At 32.9% G+C, this 21,956-nt stretch carries 19 protein-coding genes; 10 read left to right on the top strand and 9 right to left on the bottom strand.

The genetic code is table 11. The features are described 5' to 3' along the window. Positions 1-344 precede the first annotated feature (344 nt). The 5 genes from FT986_RS12850 to FT986_RS12830 are packed head-to-tail and all read left to right on the top strand — an operon-like array spanning position 345 to position 5,160. The gene (locus FT986_RS12850; protein WP_147865404.1) at positions 345-1,241 is read left to right on the top strand and encodes a MerR family transcriptional regulator; all 897 of its coding nucleotides are present in this window, start codon (positions 345-347) and stop codon (positions 1,239-1,241) included. A gap of 2 nt (positions 1,242-1,243) precedes the next feature. Then, entirely contained in the window at positions 1,244-2,707 is a 1,464-nt protein-coding gene (locus tag FT986_RS12845; RefSeq protein ID WP_147865403.1) for an NAD(P)/FAD-dependent oxidoreductase, read from the top strand. Positions 2,708-2,715: 8 nt separating this feature from the next. Next, positions 2,716-3,555, top strand: a complete 840-nt coding sequence (locus FT986_RS12840; protein WP_147865402.1) for a phytoene/squalene synthase family protein — start codon at positions 2,716-2,718, stop codon at positions 3,553-3,555. Positions 3,556-3,557: 2 nt separating this feature from the next. Further along, positions 3,558-4,010 (top strand): sterol desaturase family protein, encoded by a 453-nt coding sequence (locus FT986_RS12835; RefSeq protein ID WP_147865401.1) that lies wholly within the window; start codon positions 3,558-3,560, stop codon positions 4,008-4,010. A gap of 1 nt (position 4,011) precedes the next feature. Continuing rightward, positions 4,012-5,160, top strand: a complete 1,149-nt coding sequence (locus FT986_RS12830; protein ID WP_147865400.1) for a lycopene cyclase family protein — start codon at positions 4,012-4,014, stop codon at positions 5,158-5,160. 232 nt (positions 5,161-5,392) lie between these two features. Here the strand turns inward: FT986_RS12830 and FT986_RS12825 are convergent, their stop codons facing one another. The 5 genes from FT986_RS12825 to FT986_RS12805 all read right to left on the bottom strand — a co-directional run bounded on the left by FT986_RS12825 (position 5,393) and on the right by FT986_RS12805 (position 13,312). Beyond that, on the bottom strand, positions 5,393-7,657 hold the full coding sequence (locus tag FT986_RS12825; protein WP_147865399.1) for an aconitate hydratase: 2,265 nt from the start codon (positions 7,655-7,657) through the stop codon (positions 5,393-5,395). Between the two features lie 487 nt (positions 7,658-8,144). Continuing rightward, positions 8,145-9,101, bottom strand: a complete 957-nt coding sequence (locus FT986_RS12820; RefSeq protein ID WP_147865398.1) for a MoxR family ATPase — start codon at positions 9,099-9,101, stop codon at positions 8,145-8,147. A gap of 3 nt (positions 9,102-9,104) precedes the next feature. Next, entirely contained in the window at positions 9,105-10,544 is a 1,440-nt protein-coding gene (locus FT986_RS12815) for a peptidylprolyl isomerase (protein ID WP_370451184.1), read from the bottom strand. After that, positions 10,528-11,337 carry a peptidyl-prolyl cis-trans isomerase gene (locus FT986_RS12810; RefSeq protein WP_147865396.1) on the bottom strand — a complete coding sequence of 270 codons (810 nt, stop codon included), beginning with the start codon at positions 11,335-11,337 and terminating at the stop codon, positions 10,528-10,530. The genes FT986_RS12815 and FT986_RS12810 overlap by 17 nt, the downstream gene beginning before the upstream one ends. 40 nt (positions 11,338-11,377) lie before the next feature. Further along, positions 11,378-13,312, bottom strand: a complete 1,935-nt coding sequence (locus FT986_RS12805) for a peptidylprolyl isomerase (RefSeq protein ID WP_147865395.1) — start codon at positions 13,310-13,312, stop codon at positions 11,378-11,380. Positions 13,313-13,521: 209 nt separating this feature from the next. Between FT986_RS12805 and FT986_RS12800 the strand changes: the two genes are divergently transcribed. From FT986_RS12800 to FT986_RS16000, 3 genes are read left to right on the top strand one after another with little or no spacing between them, the layout of a single operon-like run. Beyond that, the gene (locus tag FT986_RS12800; protein ID WP_147865394.1) at positions 13,522-13,977 is read left to right on the top strand and encodes an SRPBCC family protein; all 456 of its coding nucleotides are present in this window, start codon (positions 13,522-13,524) and stop codon (positions 13,975-13,977) included. Then, the gene (locus FT986_RS12795; RefSeq protein WP_147865393.1) at positions 13,977-14,213 is read left to right on the top strand and encodes a hypothetical protein; all 237 of its coding nucleotides are present in this window, start codon (positions 13,977-13,979) and stop codon (positions 14,211-14,213) included. Before FT986_RS12800 ends, FT986_RS12795 begins: the two co-directional genes overlap by 1 nt. 6 nt (positions 14,214-14,219) lie before the next feature. Further along, a complete protein-coding gene (locus FT986_RS16000) occupies positions 14,220-14,369 on the top strand; it encodes a hypothetical protein (protein WP_187248637.1) in 150 nt (49 codons plus the stop codon). 408 nt (positions 14,370-14,777) lie between these two features. Here FT986_RS16000 and guaB read toward each other — a convergent pair whose 3' ends face one another. The 4 genes from guaB to FT986_RS12775 all read right to left on the bottom strand — a co-directional run bounded on the left by guaB (position 14,778) and on the right by FT986_RS12775 (position 18,238). Next, on the bottom strand, positions 14,778-16,250 hold the full coding sequence (gene guaB, locus FT986_RS12790) for an IMP dehydrogenase (protein WP_147865646.1): 1,473 nt from the start codon (positions 16,248-16,250) through the stop codon (positions 14,778-14,780). Positions 16,251-16,319: 69 nt separating this feature from the next. Further along, positions 16,320-16,808, bottom strand: coding sequence for a hypothetical protein (locus tag FT986_RS12785; protein WP_370451183.1), 489 nt, complete (start codon positions 16,806-16,808; stop codon positions 16,320-16,322). After that, positions 16,805-17,338: an FMN-binding protein gene (locus FT986_RS12780; protein WP_187248636.1), complete on the bottom strand. Its 534-nt coding sequence runs from the start codon at positions 17,336-17,338 to the stop codon at positions 16,805-16,807. The genes FT986_RS12785 and FT986_RS12780 overlap by 4 nt, the downstream gene beginning before the upstream one ends. Before the next feature lie 3 nt (positions 17,339-17,341). Beyond that, positions 17,342-18,238, bottom strand: coding sequence for a DUF6607 family protein (locus tag FT986_RS12775; RefSeq protein ID WP_147865391.1), 897 nt, complete (start codon positions 18,236-18,238; stop codon positions 17,342-17,344). Positions 18,239-18,353: 115 nt separating this feature from the next. On the opposite strand from FT986_RS12775, the gene FT986_RS12770 reads away from it, so the two are divergent. Together FT986_RS12770 and FT986_RS12765 are read left to right on the top strand one after the other, a co-directional pair. Further along, the gene (locus tag FT986_RS12770; RefSeq protein WP_147865390.1) at positions 18,354-20,516 is read left to right on the top strand and encodes a TonB-dependent siderophore receptor; all 2,163 of its coding nucleotides are present in this window, start codon (positions 18,354-18,356) and stop codon (positions 20,514-20,516) included. A gap of 2 nt (positions 20,517-20,518) precedes the next feature. Next, complete coding sequence (locus tag FT986_RS12765; RefSeq protein ID WP_147865389.1) at positions 20,519-21,934, top strand: HmuY family protein; 1,416 nt, start codon at positions 20,519-20,521, stop codon at positions 21,932-21,934. The last annotated feature ends 22 nt before the right edge of the window (positions 21,935-21,956 follow it).

Genomic DNA, 21,956 nt, shown 5'->3' with positions numbered 1-21,956 from the left:
AGTAATCTCGATGTGTTTATTAAAGATATAAGAACACTATACTCTATTTAACACAATAACTTTATTACATTCTTATAAAGGAAGATTAAGCGAACAAAGCTTTTAGACTACTTAAGAAAATTAATAATAAGTAAAACTTATTTCTTCTTCTATCGTTAGGCAAGAAATCAATAACATAAGTTTAGCTCACCTTTTTCCAATCATTCTTAGTACACTTTTGATATTATAAACTCAACCTTCAAGGCCATTTGAAGTATCGTAAAACATTTTGTTTAATATTTTAACTTATTCTTTAAACAAAATTATTTTTTATAGTTTAGTTTTGAAGTGTTGAATATAGACCTATGCAGTATATCAAAAAAGAATTTAGTATTAAGGACCTCGAAGTTCTTAGCGGAGTAAAGGCTCACACCATAAGAATTTGGGAAAAGAGATATCATATTTTAGAGCCTAATAGAACCGATACCAATATTAGAGTTTACGACACTACGTCCCTTCAAAAATTACTCAATATTGCCTTTCTCAATGAAAATGGATATAAGATTTCAAGAATATCAAATCTTTCCGATAAGGAAATTAGTGATTTAGTACAATCTACATCCTCCTCAAACAATTATGAAAACAGAGCTATAAAGTCCTTTTTGGTAGCTATGTTTAATTACGATGCTGTTCTGTTTTTAAATACCTACGATGAACTTCTAAAAAAGAGAACCTTCTCAGAAGTTTTTAAAGACGTTTTTATACCTTTTTTAGAGCATATAGGTTTATTATGGCAAACCAATACCATTACCCCATCTCACGAGCATTTTATCTCTAATCTTATACGGCAAAAAGTTTATAGCAATATTGAGAAGCTTCAATATGAAAAACCTTTTTGCGAAGAGAAGTTGTTTATTCTCTTTTTACCTGAAAATGAAATCCACGATTTAGGCATACTTTTTATTAATTATGAACTTTTATCTTTAGGTTATAAGGTAATTTTCTTAGGACATACCATTCCGCTAGAAAACTTAAAGACTTTTACTCACATGGCGAAAGAAATATTTTTTATATCTTACTTTACCATACAACCAGAAGATCCCACTTCTTATATTAAAGAATTTAAAAAAGAATTAATTAGCGAAGAACATCAACTTAAGCTTTGGATCTTGGGACACAAAAAATCTGAAATCGATAAAAGCCTATTGAATGAAAATATCTCTACTTTCAAAAATATTTCTGAACTAACTCTAAAATTATAACCATGAAAAAGAAAATTATAATTATAGGTTCAGGATTTTCCTCGCTAAGTGCATCCTGTTATTTAGCACAGCAAGGTTATGAGGTAGAAATATTTGAAAAAAATAGCAGCATAGGAGGCAGAGCCAGACAATTAAAAAAAGAAGGCTTCACCTTTGATATTGGCCCCACTTGGTATTGGATGCCCGATGTATTTGAACGTTTTTTTGCAGATTTTAATACCACTCCCCAAGCCTATTATAACCTTATAAAACTCAGTCCGGCATATAAAGTTTACTTCAGTAAAGAAGAAAGTATCACTATAGGTGATACTTTAGACAAAATATATGCTGCTTTTGAAAGCATTGAAAAAGGAAGTTCTCAAAAATTAGAAAAATTTATAGAAAAAGCCAGAAGCAATTATGATATTGCTATTAAAGATTTGGTTTATAGACCTGGAGTTTCTCCCTTAGAACTTATCACGCCTCAAACTGCAACCAAACTCAATCAGTTTTTTAGCACTATAGCCAAAGAAGTGAGAAGAGAGTTTAAAAATGACCAACTTATACAAGTACTCGAGTTCCCTGTATTATTTTTAGGTGCGAAACCTAGCGACACTCCGGCTTTTTATAGTTTTATGAATTTTGCAGATTTTGGCTTAGGAACTTGGCATCCTAAAGGAGGAATGTATCAAGTAATTTTAGGTTTGAGTGAATTGGCAAAAAGCCTTGGCGTAAAAATTAATTTAAACGCTTCCGCGGAAAAAATTCTAGTCGATAATCATAACAAAGCTACAGGGATCATTTCGAACGGAAAAGAACACCAAGCAGATATCGTTTTGAGTGGTGCCGATTATCACCATACCGAAACTTTACTACAACCAGAACTTCGTCAGTATTCAGAAACCTATTGGGACAAGAAAACTTTTGCTCCCTCTTCCCTTCTCTTTTACGTAGGTTTTGATAAGAAGATTGAAAACGTAGAACATCACACCTTATTTTTTGATGTCGATTTTAAAGCCCATGCAAAAGCCATCTACGATAATGCAGAATGGCCTGAAGAGCCTTTATTTTATGCTAGTTTCCCTTCTAAAACAGATGATAACATAGCTCCGCAAGGGAAAGAAGCAGCCATATTTCTCATTCCGCTTGCACCAGGATTAAGAGATGAACAATCCTTAAGAGAACGTTATTTTAAAAAAATAATTAAACGCTTTGAGGAAATTACCAACCAAAATGTTTCAGATTACGTTATATTTAAAGAGTCCTTTTGTGTAAATGATTTTGTTAAAGACTATAACTCGTATAAAGGAAACGCATACGGACTTGCAAATACACTTTTTCAAACGGCTTTTTTACGTCCCAAATTGAAAAGCAAAAAAGTAAAAAGTCTCTATTTTACCGGACAACTAACCGTGCCAGGACCCGGAGTTCCTCCTTCGTTAATTTCAGGTAAATTAGTAGCAGAACTTATAAAAAAACATAACTAACAACCTCTATGAAAGCAACTTTTGACCTTGTCTCAAAGCTTTGCAGTAAAGAAGTTACTCAATCTTACAGTACCTCCTTTTCAATTGCTACCAAGCTTTTAGCCCCATCAATAAGGCAGGATATTTATAATATTTACGGTTTTGTTCGCTTTGCCGATGAAATTGTAGATACCTTTCATGATTACGATAAAGAGTTTTTATTTAATAAGTTTGAAGAAGATTTATATTTAGCTTTAGAACACAAGATAAGTCTGAATCCTATTTTAAACTCCTTTCAAGAAACAGTTCATAAATATCGAATTCCAAAAGAATTATACGTTGCTTTTTTAAAAAGCATGCGAACAGACTTACATAAAACCACTTATTTATCTCAAGAAGAATACCAGCAATATATTTACGGTAGCGCAGATGTTGTGGGGCTTATGTGTTTAAAAGTATTTGTAAAAGGAAATGAAGAAAAATATAAGGAACTAAAAGAGGATGCTATGAAACTAGGATCTGCTTTTCAAAAAGTAAATTTCTTACGTGATCTAAAAGCCGATTTTGAAAATTTAAATCGCTCTTACTTTCCCAACGCAAATCTTGAGCAATTAGATGAATTGACTAAAAAAGAAATCATTCAAGAAATTGAAGACGATTTTACTCAAGCTTTACGTGGAATCTCAAAGTTACCAGTCGAAGCAAAATTAGGAGTTTACACTGCTTATATTTACTTTTATAAATTATTAAACAAACTTAAAAAAACTCCTTCCCTACAAATCAAGGAGCAACGCATAAGAGTTCCTAATTACCAAAAAGCCGGACTCTTAGCAAAATCATATATTTCTTGTAGATTAAACCTTATTTAGTAATGCAAACAGTTTATTGGGTACTTATATTCTTTTCCACCTTTTTCTTTATGGAATTTATGGCTTGGTTCACGCACAAATATGTCATGCACGGGTTTTTATGGTCTTTACATAAAGACCATCACCACAAAGATCATGGCAGTTGGTGGGAACGAAATGACCTATTTTTTATCTTTTATGCACTCGTTAGCATAGGCTGCTTTTTGCTTTGGCAATATGAAAATATCTGGTTTACACTTCCTATAGGTTTAGGCATCTTAGCTTATGGAATAGCTTATTTTACAGTGCATGATATTTTTATACACCAACGCTTTAAAATGTTTAGAAATGCCGACAATTGGTATGCTAAAGGTATAAGAAGAGCACATAAAATTCATCATAAACATCTGGGTAAAGAAGAAGGTGAGAATTTTGGTATGCTTATGGTTCCTTTTAAATATTTTAAACAAAAATAACATGCAAAATCACCACTATGATTTTATCATTGTTGGAAGTGGTTTAGCAGGTTTACAGCTTGCGCTTGCTTTTTCAAAGGATAATTTTTTTAAAGACAAAAGCATTGCTCTTATAGATAAATCATCAAAATCTAAAAACGATAAAACCTGGTGTTATTGGGAAAAAGGAAAAGGAAATTGGGATCACCTTATATACGCCTCTTGGGATAAAGGTGCTTTTATTTCTAATCATAAAAACTTATCATTAAAACTTAGCCCCTACACTTATAAAATGCTAAGGGCTATCGACTTTTATAGCGATGCTAAATCTCAATTAAAAGCGCATAACTCTATTAAATTTATTCAGGATTGTGTCACTTCCATGGAAGAAAACGAAACCGAGGTTCAAGTTATAGGAGAGCAACAAATTTATACTGCTACTCATGTTTTTGATAGTCGTATTCCTAATGATTATCATAAAGAAGATAAAAAAATAACTAAGATTCATCAACATTTTAAAGGTTGGATGATAGAAACAAGTACACCGCAATTTAATCCAAAGCAATTTATTATGATGGATTATAGACTTAAATGGAAAAACTCTACTAGTTTCACTTACGTTTTGCCTATATCACCGACCAAAGCTTTCGTAGAATATACTTTTTTTACCCCTTTCACTACCGAGGAAGGTGTGTACGATGAACAATTGAAAAGATATATTAAAAAATATCTAAAGCTAAAAGATTACCGTATTACCGAAACTGAAATGGGAAATATACCTATGACCAATTTTCCATTTCATAAATATCATTCCAACAAAATTACAAAAATAGGAACAGGCGGCGGATGGGTTAAACCTTCAACAGGTTATTCGTTTAAACATACCAAAAAGAAAGTACAACATATTCTCCAAAATCTTAAGGAAAAGAAATCTCCTTCTAATGGAACTTTCAATAAAAAGTTTTATTACTACGATAAAGTATTTTTAAAAGTCTTAGAGAAAGAAAATGAAAAGGGAGAATGGTTGTTTGATCAGTTTTATAGTGAAAACAGCATTCAAGACATATTTAAATACTTAGATGAAGAAACAAAATTCTCAGAAGATTTAAAAATCATGGGAACTTTATATTCTTCAGCATTTATCAAAGCTTTCTTTAAAAGCTTAAATTAAAGGTACGTGATCGTTTATTTCCCAATATTCGTGCTCCCAAGTATTTGATTCTACATTTATTTCGCTAGTCTCGTTTTCAATTTCTATCGCTCTCATCATCTTTGCTTTAAAGAATTATTAATCTAAATTAAGACCTTTAGCATTCTTCTGAAATACCCAATACTAAGTATATTCATAAAAAAACTCCTGCAAAATGCAGGAGTTTTATTTTTATACTATAAAAAGGGACTGATTAAGCGTTTAATTTTTTAATTAAATTTAACGCAGATCCTTCTTTATACCATTCAATTTGATTTTCATTATAGGTATGATTTGCTTTGATCGTATCTTTAGAACCATCAGCGTGAACTATTTCGATAGTTAAAGGTTGATTTGGAGCAAAATTTTCTAAATCAATAAAGTTAAAGGTATCATCTTCTTTAATTAATTCGTAATCACTTTCATTATCAAAAGTAATTCCTAACATACCCTGCTTTTTCAAGTTAGTTTCGTGAATACGAGCAAAAGATTTTACTAATACTACATGAACTCCTAAATGACGAGGCTCCATTGCCGCGTGTTCTCTAGAAGAACCTTCCCCGTAGTTATGATCACCCACCACTACAGTTGGAATTCCCTTAGCTTTATATTCTCTTTGTGTATCTGGCACACCACCATATTCTCCTGTTAACTGACTTTTTACAAAGTTAGTTTTCATATTAAACGCGTTTACCGCACCAATAAGACAGTTATTTGAAATGTTATCTAAGTGACCTCTATAACGCAACCAAGGTCCTGCCATAGAGATATGATCTGTAGTACATTTACCGTGAGCCTTAATTAATAGTTTTGCATCTAATAAATTTTTACCATCCCAAGGTTTAAATGGAGTTAGTAACTCTAGACGCTCACTATCGTTAGCTACTTTAATATCTACACCACTTCCATCTTTCATCGGCGCTACATAACCAGCATCTTCAACCTCAAAACCTCTTGTAGGAAGTTCAATTCCTTTAGGCTCTTCTAACATTACCTCTTCTCCATCTTCATTGATTAATTTATCACGAGTAGGATCAAAATCTAAACGACCAGAAATCGCGATTGCAGCTACCATTTCTGGAGAACCTACAAAAGCGTGAGTATTTGGATTACCATCGGCACGCTTAGAGAAGTTTCTGTTAAAAGAATGAACAATAGTATTCTTTTCTTCTCCCTTACGGTCGCTTCTATCCCACTGACCAATACAAGGTCCGCAAGCATTAGTAAATATTGTCGCATCTAAATCTTCAAAAATCTGTAACAATCCATCACGCTCTGCTGTGTAACGAATTTGCTCTGATCCTGGGTTAATCCCGAAGTCTGATTTTGCTTTAATTTTCTTATCTACTGCTTGTTTTGCAATAGAGGCAGCTCTTGTTAAATCTTCGTAAGAAGAGTTTGTACAAGAACCAATTAATCCCCAATCCACATTAATTGGCCAATCATTTTCTTTTGCTTTTACACTCATTTCAGAAATAGGTGTTGCTAAATCTGGCGTAAAAGGTCCGTTTAAATGTGGTCTTAATTCAGATAAGTTAATCTCGATTACCTCATCAAAATATTGTTCTGGGTTTTCGTAAACCTCATCATCTCCTGTTAGGTACTCACGAACTCCGTTTGCAGCATCAGCAACATCATCACGGTTGGTAGCACGTAAGAAACGCTCCATAGAATCATCATAACCAAAAGTAGAAGTTGTAGCACCAACTTCTGCTCCCATATTACAAATCGTACCTTTACCAGTACAAGAAAGGTTTCTAGCACCTTCTCCAAAATATTCTATAATAGCTCCAGTTCCTCCTTTTACCGTAAGAATACCAGCTACCTTTAAAATTACATCTTTAGAAGCAGTCCACCCGTTTAATTCTCCAGTTAACTTTACTCCAATCAGTTTAGGAAATTTTAACTCCCAAGGCATTCCAGCCATTACATCTACAGCATCTGCACCTCCAACACCAACAGCTACCATTCCTAAACCACCAGCATTTACAGTATGAGAATCGGTACCAATCATCATCCCTCCAGGGAATGCATAGTTTTCTAAAACTACTTGGTGAATAATTCCTGCTCCTGGCTTCCAAAATCCGATACCATATTTATTAGAAACTGAACCTAAAAAGTCAAAAACCTCATTACTGGTTTCATTAGCTCTTTTTAAATCTTTTTTAGCTCCTTGCTTAGCTTGGATTAAGTGGTCACAGTGAACCGTAGTAGGAACTTCTACCTTCTTTTTTCCTGCTTGCATAAATTGCAATAATGCCATTTGTGCGGTTGCATCTTGACAAGCAATTCTATCTGGTGAAAAGTTTACATAATCTGCAGCTCTGGTATAAGCTTGTGTAGCTTCACCATCCCATAAATGAGAATAAAGGATTTTTTCTGAAAGTGTTAATGGTTTACCTACTACTTCGCGGGCTTTATCTACACGCTCAGCAATTTGAGTATAAACCTTCTTAATCATATCAATATCGTATGCCATAGGTCTGTTTTTTTAGTCCTGCGAAAGTAATGAAATTTAATGAAATTAAAAAATAACTATCAAAACATCAATTTAGCGGAAGATAATTCAGTGAAATAGCAAAAACCTTAATTATAGTGAATCAAAATAAGGTTATTTTGAAGAATAATTAACGGATTGATAATTTAAACGATTTGAATTGACGATTTAATAAAAAAAAAGTGAATTTATTTAAAGATTGTAATTATTTTGAATTTTTATTACAACTCTAAAAATAAAATTTAATGCAAAGCAGAATGAATATTCTATTCTAAAGAGATAGTAATTTAACTAAAATTTATTTTAAAATTAATCGCTCGAGAACTTTTCGAATATTTTACAAGCTAGGATTACAACTATAAGACTACTTGAAAAACTAATTTTACCAGATAATGAATTTCTGCTCTCCTTGGTTTTAAAATTAGAGCACCTATCAAGCTAAGTTAAATTGAATGGTTTAGCATTTTACTTAAAGTAATTCCTTAATAACCTGTTCTTCAGAATAGCCTTCCGCTTCTGCTTTATAATTTTTGATGATACGGTGTCTTAAAATTCCGTTAGCTACAGCTTTTACATCTTCAATGTCTGGAGAGAATTTTCCTTTGGTAGCTGCATTAGCTTTTGCAGCTAAAATAAGGTTTTGAGAAGCTCTTGGTCCTGCCCCCCAATCTATATAGTCTTTTACTAACTGTGGGGCAAACTCACCTTGTGGCCTGGTTTTTCCGACAAGTTTAACAGCATATTCCACTACATTATCTGCTACAGGAATTCTACGAATTAACTGCTGGAAGTCGATAATTTCTTGTGCATTAAAAAGCGCATTAATGGTTACTTTGCTAGTAGAAGTTGTACTTTTTACCACATTTACTTCTTCTTCGTAACTAGGATATTCTAGAAAAATTGAAAACATAAATCGGTCTAATTGCGCTTCAGGTAAAGGATATGTTCCTTCTTGCTCAATAGGGTTTTGTGTAGCCAATACAAAATAAGGTTGCTCTAAAGGATAACGTTTTCCGGCAACGGTAACAATTTTTTCTTGCATTGCTTCTAAGAGAGCTGCCTGTGTTTTAGGCGGTGTCCTATTGATCTCATCGGCTAAAACAATGTTAGCAAAAATAGGTCCTTTTATAAACTTAAAATTTCTAGATTCATCTAAAATTTCTGAACCCAAAATATCACTCGGCATTAAATCTGGTGTAAACTGAATTCTTTTAAAATCTAAACCTAAAGCCTGAGATATAGTATTAACCATTAAGGTTTTAGCTAGTCCTGGCACTCCGATTAATAGTGCGTGTCCTCCTGCAAATACAGATAGTAAAATTTCATTAACGACTTTTTCTTGTCCTATAATGACTTTTCCTATTTCTAATTGAAGTTGTTTATATTTTTCTACAAAATTTTCGATGGCACGCACATCTCCAGACATAATTTATTGTTTTAACCAGTTACCACTAAAAGCACAATCTTTATATTCCTCTCCCACTTTTACGTAAGTATCGCTAATATTTTCTTTTTGCCATTTCTCGATGGCTTTGATTTGCTTTTCCCTCAAAGCTAATTCTTTTATTTTGGTATAATCTTGAGAATAATTTGCAATGTGCTCTTTATACTTTTTATTAACGGTAATTATTTTAAAGAACTTAGTACCTGTTCGGGTTTGATCTATTAAAATTAAAGAAGTCTCTCCTTCATTTAAACTATTTACTTTCTCATAAATAATAGGATCTATATCTGTTAATTCAAAACGAGTGTCTCCTGTTTTAGGGTTAATTAATTTACCCCCATCACCACGAGTTTCTTCTTCGTCTGAATATCTTCTAGCCGCTTCATCAAAAGAAATTTTATTGTTAACAATGCTATTTCTTATAGTATCTAATTTCTCTCTTGCTATTTTAATAGTTGCATCGGTTACTTTAGGCATGATGATTATATGTCTAATATCTAATTTCTGACCTCTTATTTTATCTAACTGAATAATATGGTACCCGAAAGATGATTTAAAGGGCTTGCTCACTTCTCCTTCTTGTAAACTAAAAGCTACTTGTTTAAAATCTTTATCTAGAGGATCTTTTCTAGTAATGGTCATTTGTCCTCCTTTGGTGCTGGTTGCATCTTGAGAATACAAAACAGCTTTAGTGGCAAAACTCGCTCCATTATCTACAATATCATTACGCATTTCAGTTAACTGATCGATTACTTTTTGCTCCTCCTCTTGCGGAACTTCTGGCTCAATTACCAATTGAGAAATTTCTACTTCGTCACCAAACTGCGGACGTTCATCTTCTGGAATACGATCAAAAAACTGTCTTACTTCTTCTGGAGTAACTTCAATTTCGCTTACAATTTTACTTTGCATACGATCACTTAAAGTTCTTTCTTTATTGATTATGAAAAGCTCTTCTTTTAAATCTTTCTCGCTTTCTTTTCTATAAAACTCCAGCAGTTTTTCCATACTTCCTATTTGCTGAACCATTCTATCCATCTGCTGATCGATCATATTATTCACCTCATCTTCAGAAACCGTAATGGTACTGTCTTGCAACGCATGGTGCGCATACAGTTTATTTTCCATTAATCTACCCGCTAATTGACAGTCAGAAATTTCTTCAGAAGCTATTCCTTGATTTTTAATGTCTTCACGCATTTTAATGATATCTGTTTCTAAAATAAGATAATCACCTATTACTGCAGCAACACCATCTGCTTTGAAACGCTTAAATGGCTGAACAGAATCTTTTTTCTTGATCTCTGTTTTTACCATTTCTTCTTCACCAGTAACAACCAAACTGCTATCTACAGCTTTAGTTTGGGCATTTAACGCGGTTATTGAGAATAAGGCTATACAGCAGATATTAATTATATATTTCAAACTTTTTATTTTTAATTGCATCTTTTATTATTTCTTTTTCTAATTCTTTTGATAGTTCTAGTTTCCTTCTATTAAGAAGAATTTGCTTAATCGTTGGTTTTACATACTCCAAAGGCGCTTGATCGTTTCTTTTTAAGACATCCTTTATGTATACCAAATATACTCCTAAAGAATCCTCAAGTTGCAAGAAGTTTTCCTTTTTTAAAAACTCTTCGTTTTTAGAAGTATCTAAAGGTCCTATTTTATTATAGATTTCTATAGGCTTTACCCATACCGAATCATTTAAATAATAATTTCTAAACTTTAAAGACTCTTCCTCTAGCTCTATTTTATCTTCTTGATTAAACCTTGTAATTTTCTCCTTGAGTTCTTTTACATCAGGGTAATCTTTACTTACATCAACATACCTTAGTTTTATGAGGTCTTGATTCAGCTTAAAATTTATTTTATTAGCTTCAAAGTAACTGTGAATAACCGTATCTTGAAATGTAGTATCTATCTTTTTAGAAATTATAACATCTTTATAAGCCTCTGTATATAACTCACTTCTATAATTTTCAATAAGTTCCTTAAAGTCTTGCTGTTTTTTTTCTGATAAATTTATTTTTGCTTGATACATAAACAATTCATCCTGAGCCCAACGATTAATATAGTTAGACATAAATAAAGCACTATCTTCTGAAGAAGCTCCATCGGGAATTAATCCTTTTACATCTTCTTGATAGAGGTAATTATCATGTACTTTTGCTAATGGAACTCTTTCATCTTTAGGCTGAAAGAAATCACAACTCATTAGCAAGAAACAACTTAATATAAATATGTAATAGGGAGTTTTATTCAAATTCTTTCTCTAAACTTTTTAATACCTCTTGATGGATAGTCACATTATTCTTTGATCTAATATTCTCTATCCATTCTTTTTCTAGCTGCTGCTGATATTTACTTACCACTTCACCTCTTGCTTCTTCGTAGGTTTTTATTCCCTCTTTTTCAATATTTTTAATATCTAACACAAGAAATACGCCATTATTTTCATAAACTTTAGAAACACCTTTTCTATCTTTTATTTTAGTAGGCAACGCTTCATTATTCTCTTTGAATTCACCCGACTTAAATAATATGGTGTGTCCCATTTCTTTAGCGTTCTTTTCAATTTCTTCTTTAGCTACCTCATCTTTCATCCATTTTCTCACTTGCTTCGCCATATCTTTAGTATCGGTCGATACCATTGTCAAAGTATATTGTTTTTCTTTGACAAAGCTTTTTTTATGCTGATCATAATAACGCTTTAAAGCAATAGAATCTTCTTTAGCAGCTTGCCAAATATTATCTTCCATTAGCTCAAACAACAGCAATCCATTACGGTATTCTTCAATAATGTAAGCGTACTCCTTATTGGTTTCTTCTAAATGATCTTTATGGTAAGAAATAAGAAAGTTTTCTTTAAACATCTCTAACCAATTTGCAATTAAGCTTTCTTTAGAATCTACATTACCTATTTGGCGTTGAGCATTACTCATAAGCTTTGCAAAATCCTCATAGCTTTTCCCTTCTCCTTTTATTTCTATTATATTCTTTTGCGGAATATCTTTTAAATCTGCTATATCCCATCTTGAAGATAATATATCATCAGAAACATTTTGAGTAAAATAAGCTAAAGCTTCTTCATCTTCTTTAACATTGTAGGTTTCTTTTATGTCTTTTAAAACATCTTCCCTTATAAGCTGTGCTCTTATATCTCCCTTCATTCTTCTAGAAAGCTCTACTTTCTCATCCTCAAAACTTTTAATAGGATTTTTCTCTAAAAGTTTTACAATATGCCAACCATATTCTGTTTTAAAAGGCTGAGAGATTTCATTTACTTCAGTTAAACCAAAAGCTACATTTTCAAATTCTTTAGAGTTTAATTTACCTCTAGAAAAAGTATTAATTACACCTCCATTTATGGCTGTATTTTTATCGTCGCTATATTGCTTAGCCATTTCAGAAAAACCATTGCCGCTATCTAACTTCTCTTTGACTTCAAAAATTTGAGTTTTAGCATCAGAATTTCCTTTTTTATTTTCTATCATAATATGAGCCACCTTTACGGTACCCTCTGCTTTTCGTCTATCATTTACTTTTACAATATGATAACCAAACTGCGATCTTGCTGGCATTGAAATACCACCCTTCTTGGTTTTATAAGCAGCCGATTCAAATGGATAAACCATAGAAAACACAGAAAACCAACCTAAATCTCCATTGTTTTGCTTTACGGAAGGATCTTCTGAATAAGCTTGTGCCACTTCTTGAAAAGATTTTCCGCTAAGGATTTCTTTTCTTGCCTTCATTGCTTTTTGATATGCCTTTAAAGTATCTGTTGCACTGGCCGAAAGTTTAATTAAGATATGACTGGCATTTACTTCTTCAGTTTTTCTACTGTAAGCTTCTTTTAAAAGGTTCTCTGTAATTTCAGAATCCTTCATATACTTATCTGCCAACTGCTTTTTATAGATATTATATTCCCCCATAAAAGAAGGAAGCGTATCAAAGCCTTGCTCTTCGGCTTCTAAAACCTTTAATTTATAATCTACAAAAAGATCCATATACTCTTCTACATCTTTTTGATCGTCTTGTAGAAGATTTAAATTCTTAGAAAACACACGTTTAAACTCATCGGCATAAACGGGTTGATTATTAATGGTCAATAATACTTTTTGTTCGTCTTTTTGTGCAATTGCAAAACAACTTGTCGCAAAGAAAACAAGTAAAAGTAGATTTTTCATTTTATAATTTTTAAAAGTGCTCAAAAATAAGAAATATAAAAGGTTATACAAGTATTTAAATTAAGATCCTACATCTAAATAAAGTTGTAAAAATAAAATTCTATTATTCTGCTAAAATCAAATTTTCAATCTGCATAAAGACACTAGGAAAAGTAACGCTTCAATAAATTATTAATTATATTTGAATTCAACTTTTTAATTACTTCTTTATGAAATACACCAGCCAAATTGTTATCGAATTACCCAGAACAGAAGTCATTGCGAAAATGGATTCTATGGAAAATTTACAGCACTGGCAAAAAGGTTTATTAGAAGCTAGTCTCCTGACAGGAGAGCCTGGTAAAGAAGGTTCTCAAATGAAGCTTAGTTATAAAATGGGGAAGCGAGAAATGGAAATGATTGAAACCATTATTGAAAATGATTTCCCAGAAGAATTTCACGCTACCTACGACACCAAAGGTGTTCATAATATTCAACACAATTATTTTAAAGTAACAGGTGAGAACCAAACCACTTGGATAAGTGAGAGTGAATTTAAATTTTCTAATTTAAGTCTTAAGTTTTTAGGATGGATTATGCCAAATCTATTTAAGAAACAATCTTTAAAATATATGAAAGATTTTAAAGCTTTCGCGGAAGATGGTACAAGTGTAAAAAATACGTAATGGAACATATTAAACTTATATGGGATTTTAGAGGTACTCACGCTCAAAAAACTGCTGAGCATCATGAAATTCATCTTAAAGATTTTATCAAGTTTGAAAAAACTCAGCTAAATATTACAGGAGTTGAAAACCTATCAGATATGCATTCTCTGGCATTTATGATTGTCTCCAAAGATGAAATGAAACCTATTAGAGATGCGCTAAAACCGCATCGAGGACAACTTTATACTATTTAAATAAGGATGAAAAAAGAAAGCGAAAATAAATCTACATCAGAAAAACCAAAAAGTAAATTGAGCTTATTTTTTTCTAAAATGGGCTACTCGGTATGGATGATTGTCATGGTCATAGGAGGAATTTTAGCATTTATTACTTCCTTGCTTTTATTATGACCCTCATCTATAAAGTTCTATATTCTCTTCTTACTTTATTTCTGTGTTTATTAGCTACAAAACATTTACTCCATATCCAACTGCCCACCATAATCAATTCGTATACTAACGATTTGTTATGTATGCCAATTGTACTTACTATTTGCCTAATAGCTGTGCAAAAGATTAAAAAGGATGATTCCATAAGACTATCTCTATTTACAATTATCTCTTTGACTATCTATTATGCTATTTATTTTGAATATTATCAACCTCAAATAAACCCTCGCTACACTTCTGATGGGTGGGATGTAGTAATGTATTTTCTAGGAAGTATATTTTTTTATGGCTTGCAGAAAAAATCTAACCTAAAAAAAAAGCCCTAATACAATTAGAGCTTTCTTCAATTTTATAAGTTTATACTTAAAACTATCTAGAATAATTAGGTGCTTCTTTGGTAATGGTTACATCGTGAGGATGACTCTCATGAATTCCCGACGATGTTATCTTCACAAATTTAGCATCGTTCTTTAAAGCTTCAATATCTTTTGCTCCGCAATATCCCATTCCTGCACGTAAACCTCCAATAAATTGATTCATGCTTTCAAATAATTCTCCTTTATAAGGTACACGTCCTACAATCCCTTCTGGAACAAGCTTCTTAATATCGTCCTCTACATCTTGAAAATAACGATCTTTAGAGCCTTTTTGCATCGCCTCTACAGATCCCATCCCTCGATAAGATTTAAATTTTCTTCCTTCGTAAATAATAGTTTCTCCTGGAGATTCCTTAGTACCTGCCAGTAAAGAACCTAGCATCACACAGTCTGCTCCTGCTGCTATGGCTTTAGGAATATCTCCCGTATAACGTATACCTCCATCTGCAATCACTGGCACTCCGCTTCCTTTTAAAGCTGCAGCTACTTCTATTACAGCAGAAAATTGTGGAAAACCTACTCCCGCTACTACTCGTGTGGTACAAATAGAACCCGGACCTATTCCTACTTTTACGGCATCAGCTCCAGCGTCAGCTAAATATTGCGCAGCTTCCGCAGTAGCGATATTCCCTACTACTACTTCTAAATCTGGGAATTTCTTTTTCACTTCTTTCAATACATGAACCACGCCTTTAGTATGGCCGTGAGCTGTATCTATAATTACAGCATCTACCCCTGCATTTACCAAAGCTTCTGCTCTATCAACAGCATCTGCAGTGACACCTAAAGCTGCTGCCACACGTAATCTACCGTATTGATCTTTGTTAGCGATAGGCTTTTGAGTTAGTTTAGTAATATCTCTAAACGTGATTAAACCTACTAGCTTGTTATCCTTATTAATAACAGGTAATTTCTCAATTTTATTCTCTTGTAAGATTTCTTCTGCATCTTCTAAAGAAGTCCCTTCTGCCACGGTTACCAAATTTTTAGAAGTCATTACTTCTTCAATAGGTCTTTCGTTGTTTTTCTCAAAACGCAAATCACGATTGGTAACAATCCCAATTAATTTTCCTTCTTGATCTACAATGGGGATTCCACCAATACTATGCTCTCGCATCAATTCTTTGGCATCTTTTACTTTTGCTTCTATAGGTAAAGTAACAGGGTCGATAATCATTCCACTTTCTGCTCTTTTTACTTTACGGACTTTAAGTGCTTGCTGCTCGATAGTCATGTTTTTATGCAAAACACCAATACCTCCTTCTCGAGCCATAGCAATAGCCATGCGAGATTCTGTCACCGTATCCATAGCTGCCGAAACAATAGGAACGTTGATGGTTATGTTTTTGGTAAATTTGGTTTGAATGTTAACTTCTCTAGGAAGAACTTCGGAAAATGCAGGAACTAAAAGAACATCATCATATGTTAATCCTTCTCCTACAATTTTATTATCGTGTGCAGTCATCGCAATTAAAGATTTAATTGCATGCAAAAGTAAGCTTTTATGCTAAGAAACTTGTAATAAAGTTATTATTTATTTTCTAAACAATTGTGAGAAAACCAGAAGTACAGATATAACAAAAGATGTAGTCATAAGTATTCCAGAAACCACCACCACATAACGCATCCAATGTAAACCAGTCCACATTAAATAAATTCCGCCAAAGGTTAACAAGACCGACAATAACGGCTCTATCATCAAAGCTTTCTTTAAGTTTTTGTTAGACTTGGTTATGGAAACCAATCCGCCAAGAAGAAAAAATATAACTGACATAGAAAGAATGTGCGTATGAATGATGGTAAGCATTTCTCTTTCTGGTTTTTTAAACTTCATCACTTCTGCTTCCAGGTCTTCTTCGTTACCTAAATAGTTTTCTTGAATACCTTGAGGATGATTTTCAGTAGTATCATTTACAAAAGTCAAACCCGTAAAATAACCGACGCTTAACACTACAAGAAAAGCGCCGATTAATAATTTTACTTCTTTGGGTAACCTAAAAATAAATCCGTTAAGGTTGATCATAATTGATTTTCCTGTTTTAAAATATGCATTGTTTTTAATACATTATTTACAGCTCTCGCCATAGATGAGGCTGAAATAGTCGCTCCACTAATGGCAGCTATATTCCCTCCATACTCAACCTTAGAATCTGGCGTCATACCTATAAACTGCTTAAGCCAACGCTGAGAACCTATTTGAAGTCCGTAATCTTCTCTGTAGATAAGAACTTTAGATTTTTTAATCTTCAAATCTTTATCAAACAACACCACATATTCAAACTTCTTCTTTTTACTTGGAGCAGTTCCCAAATAGGTATAACCTATAAGTTCTCCTTGTACAGAAATTCTTGAAAGGTTTTTGGCTGCGGTCTTCGCCGGAATTTTTTCTTCTATATTTCCTAAAGCCGTAATAGATTCTAACTGATAATCCTTTACTTCGTAAGTGCTTTTTATCGCCTTATCAAATTTTTCTTGAAGCCTATCTTGGGTTGTTGTAATCGTAAAAGCAAAACAACTTAATAGGCCACAAAATATTAATAACCTTTTAATCATCATTTATTTTTTTACGTATTCTTCTACGGTACTACCAATTTTTGATTGTTCTGTTTCAATATCCATTGGGAATAATTGCATAAATAAAGCCTGACCATTTACCGCTTTCTCTAAAGCTAAATCTTTATCGCGACCATAAACATCACTCCACTTATTTCTTACTCTACTCCAAAAATCTTTATTGGTAGCCCACCAGTTTTTTGCAGCTTTACATTTTTCATCGGCTACTTTACGATATACATTATATCCTTTTTCTTCTACTAAAAGCACATCTTCTTTATCATCTTCACGAATTACTTTTTCATTATCCTGCTCGTGTAACCACCCTTCTTTTGTAATTTCAACTTGATTACCACGCATCATTACATTATAATCACTTCGTTTAGAATATTCTCTACGCGGCAAAGGAGAACTTGTAGTATTATTCCAATAATGCCTTCCATCTGCATGAATCCAAGTTGCAGAACCTGAGTAACGCGGACTATCATCTACCTGATATACATTTTGTGTCCATTGTCCTTTTACATCTTTCTTATTCATATTTACAAAAGTCCATTGGTTATCGTGGTTAAAGTCATAACGCTTTGTATTTTCATATAACCAATCTTGTCTCCAGTGCTTAATGACCATGGTATCATTAAGTACTAAAAGGTGCTGAATAGAAATTTCATCTTTTTCATCTTTTATCAATTCTGCCCATTCTAATGCTGTAGCTGTATAATCATAATGCTTTTCATAATCAATTTCTGGAGAAAATGTCTCGGTATACTTAAAGGTAACTTCAAAACAGCCGCACATATCTTTTATAGCTTGTTTATCTTCTTTTAGATTTTTTTGGGCAAAACCAACGCTAGTGGCTGCCATCAAAACACTTGTCAATAATAAGTTCTTGAAATTCATTTTTATTAGTTTTTTATAGATTGATTTCTGGAACAAAAATATTAAATTTATTTAGATTGGATTAAAATAATATATATATTTGTCGAAATATTTTAATTAAGACTTAGTCTAAATAATGAAAAATAGATTTCTACTCATCATTTTACTTTTAAACTTTTTTAACATTCAAGCTCAAGAGACTGAGGTTAAGAAAGAAACGAATGACAAGAAAAAAGACAGCATAAAAGTGAATGATCTAGAGGAAGTCATTCTCACAGGACAGTACAACTCCCAATCTGTAAAAAAATCAGTTTTTGAAGTACAGGTAATTACAGAAAAAGACATTCAGTTGATGGCAGGAAATAACCTTGCCGATGTTCTTACCCAAACATTAAATATGAATATTATTCCGCAAGCCGGTGAAGGCAGATCGGGAATTCAACAGTTTGGATTTAACTCAGAATATGTAAAAATTTTAGTAGATAATGTACCCATTGTAGGGGATGAAGGTTTCGGGAATGCTATAGATATTTCTCAAATTAACTTAGATGACATTCAGCAAATAGAAATTATTGAAGGTGCTATGGGTGTACAATACGGTTCTAATGCAGTAACCGGTGTAGTGAACATTATCACTAAAAAATCCGCGAAAGCGAAATGGCAAATCACGCCATATATTCAAGAAGAAACCATTAGCAGCGAATATGGATTATTTGATGAAGGCAGACATATACAGTCTTTAAAAGTGGGCCATAATTTTACGGATAAACTCTACGCGAATGTGTTGTTTACCAGAAATGATTTTCAAGGATTTCTTAATCAAAACCAAGGGAAAAATTATTTTAATCCTGAGGATGAAAATGATGGTTTAAGAGGTTATGAATGGCTTCCTAAAGAACAAAATAGTATTAAAACTTTAATTAATTATCGTTTTAAAAACTTTACCGTTTTTTACAAGTTGGAATACTTCACGGAAGAAACTAATAAGTACAATACCAATGTTTTATTAAATCATAATAGTTCTACACAAACTAATAACCCCACAGCCAATGATGAGATCTTTAATTCAGACAGGTTTTATCATCATTTAAATGCCACAGGGAAAATTAGAGACCAAATCAACTTCAATATTTCTGCATCTTACCAAGAACAAACTAAGAATATTGAAACTTTTACTTACACCATAAAAGCTGAAGAGAAGTCTAATATTGAAAATTATGATTACAATACTCGCAAAGGCTTTTTCTCTAGAGGAACTTTCAATAACTTTTTTAATAAAGAGAAGTTTAAATTAGAATTAGGTTATGAAACTACACTGGATAATGGTTCTGCTAGTGGACTTTCTTCTCAAGATATTACAAAAAGAACCCAAAACAACACGCTTAACTCCTATAGCTTTTTTGTTTCTTCGGAAATTAAACCTACCAACAGATTATCTCTAAGACCAGGCGCTAGAATCATAAGCTCTACACAATTCTCGCCGCAATATGCGCTTTCCCTTAGCGGAAAATATAGCTTTAAGGGAGGTTATCAACTTAGAACAATTGTTGGAGCGGCGCCAAAAACACCTACTTTTGAGCAGCTCTACTTTTATATGGTAGATAGCAACCATAATGTACAAGGAAACGAAAATTTAAATCCGGAATATGGGAAGTCTATATTTTTTCATTTTAAAAAAACCTTTTGGTTTAAGGATTACCAAGTAAAATACACCCCAAAACTATCGACTTGGTATCTAGATGTAGAAGATAAAATAGATTTAATTATTACGAGTACTTCTCCCCTCGCCTACCAATACAACAATATAGATTTACACAAAACCTGGGGGCTTTCTTTAAGAAATACCCTTAAATACAAAAACCTTTCTGCTACCTTAGGACTTGCTTTCTCTGGAGAGTCTAAAATATTGAACAGTAGTGAAACATATAATGATGACTATTTATATGCGCTTCAATTTAACTCTAATCTATCTTACCAAATTCCTAAATGGAATACCGTTTTTTCTACATTTTTCAAGTTAAATGGTCCTCAATACCAATTTGTTTCTAGCATAAACGATAGTGGAGAAACAATTATTACCCGTGGAAAAATTGACGGTTATGGGTGGTTAAATACATCTATCAAAAAAACATTTTACAAAGATTTAGATATTACTATAGGCGCAAGAAATGTATTAGATATTACAGAAGTAAACTCTAGTACAGGCCAAGGTGGCACGCACACTGCAGCATCTTCATCTCAGTTATTAGGATATGGCAGGTCTTTCTTTGTAAAACTTTTATACCATCTAAATTTTTAATTATGAAATCTAACTATTTAGTACTTTTTTCTCTCGTCATTATTTTCTTTACGGCTTGTAATAAAGATGATGATTCCACAGCCAATGATTCTGAATTTGTCGTGGCTTTTAAAAATCCTTCTACAGCTTTCGCGGAAACTGATAATGAAAAAGAAATAGACCTTGTTTTTTCTAATGAAGCGCCACAAGACGGAATGCTCGTTATTACCTATACCGAAATCAACTTAAGTTACGGTGAGGATTATAGCACTACTCCATCCGCGCAAAGCGGAATTATTGAAATTCCTATTGTGATGGGAACCCATCAAACCTCATTCAGTCTGGAAAGATTAAACTCAAATCCTGCTCAAAATGACACTGATAAATCTATTGAGTTCTCCATAACAGAAGTGAATATTGCTAATGGTTTTACTCAAGGAAACACTACCAATCTCGTAAGTTTCTCTGATACTGCTTCTCTTGGCGGAAGTATTTCTCCCAATTTAGGAGGGCCTAATGAAGGAAATCAAGTGTATTTAGATTTAAGTACACAACAAGAAACCGTTGTCAGTAGAGATAAATGGGATTTAGCTTTTTATAACGGAGATCAATTCCGCGTTAAGCTAAATAGCTCTTTATTTATGATGGCTGCTCCATTAGAAACTACGAATATTGATGCAGTTGCCGAAGCTGATGTTGCTAGTTTACAGTCACAAATGGCTTTCTTAGTACAAGGATCTAATGAATTTGTAGATGCTCCTAGCGGAAATTTAAACGAAACGGTGATCGAAGAAATTTCTATCAACCTTGAAGAGAATAAAGTTTACCTCATTAAAATGGGGAACGAAATTGGAACCGACACTCCAGAAACTGGAAGCGTTGCCGTTGCTGGAGCCGATAGAGGTTGGAAAAAGATAAGAATTGTACAAGAAAGCGGTGCTTATAAATTGCTTTATGCCGATTTAGATGCAACTACTCACCAAGAAATCACTATTGCTAAGGATAACAGTTACGATTTCAACTATTTCAGTATGGTAAATGAAAATGTGGTAGATGTTGCTCCAACAAAAGGGAAATGGGATCTGAATTTCACTGTTTTCACGGAAGTATTAGATCTTCCAGAAGGTGGAGAATCTGCTTATGGTTTTTCTGATTATGTAGCTACTAACACTCTTTCTAACACCAGAGCTTATCAAGTAATGACTGAAGATATTGCCTATCAAGATTTCACTTCCTCAAATATCGATAATTCATTATATGAAATCGATCAAAGAGTAATTGGAGCCAATTGGAGAGATGTTTTTAACGGACTATTTAACGAGCGTTTTTACATCATTCAAGATACTGACGGAAATACTTATAAGTTAAAGTTTACTTCGATGGTGAATGAAAATGGAGTACGCGGTTATCCAAAATTTGAATATCAAATCCTTAATTAAATATACAATCATAACTAAAAAT

This window comes from Mesonia sp. K4-1, assembly GCF_008017825.1.
Classification (GTDB): domain Bacteria; phylum Bacteroidota; class Bacteroidia; order Flavobacteriales; family Flavobacteriaceae; genus Mesonia.
This window is presented reverse-complemented; position numbering and strand designations above follow the sequence as displayed.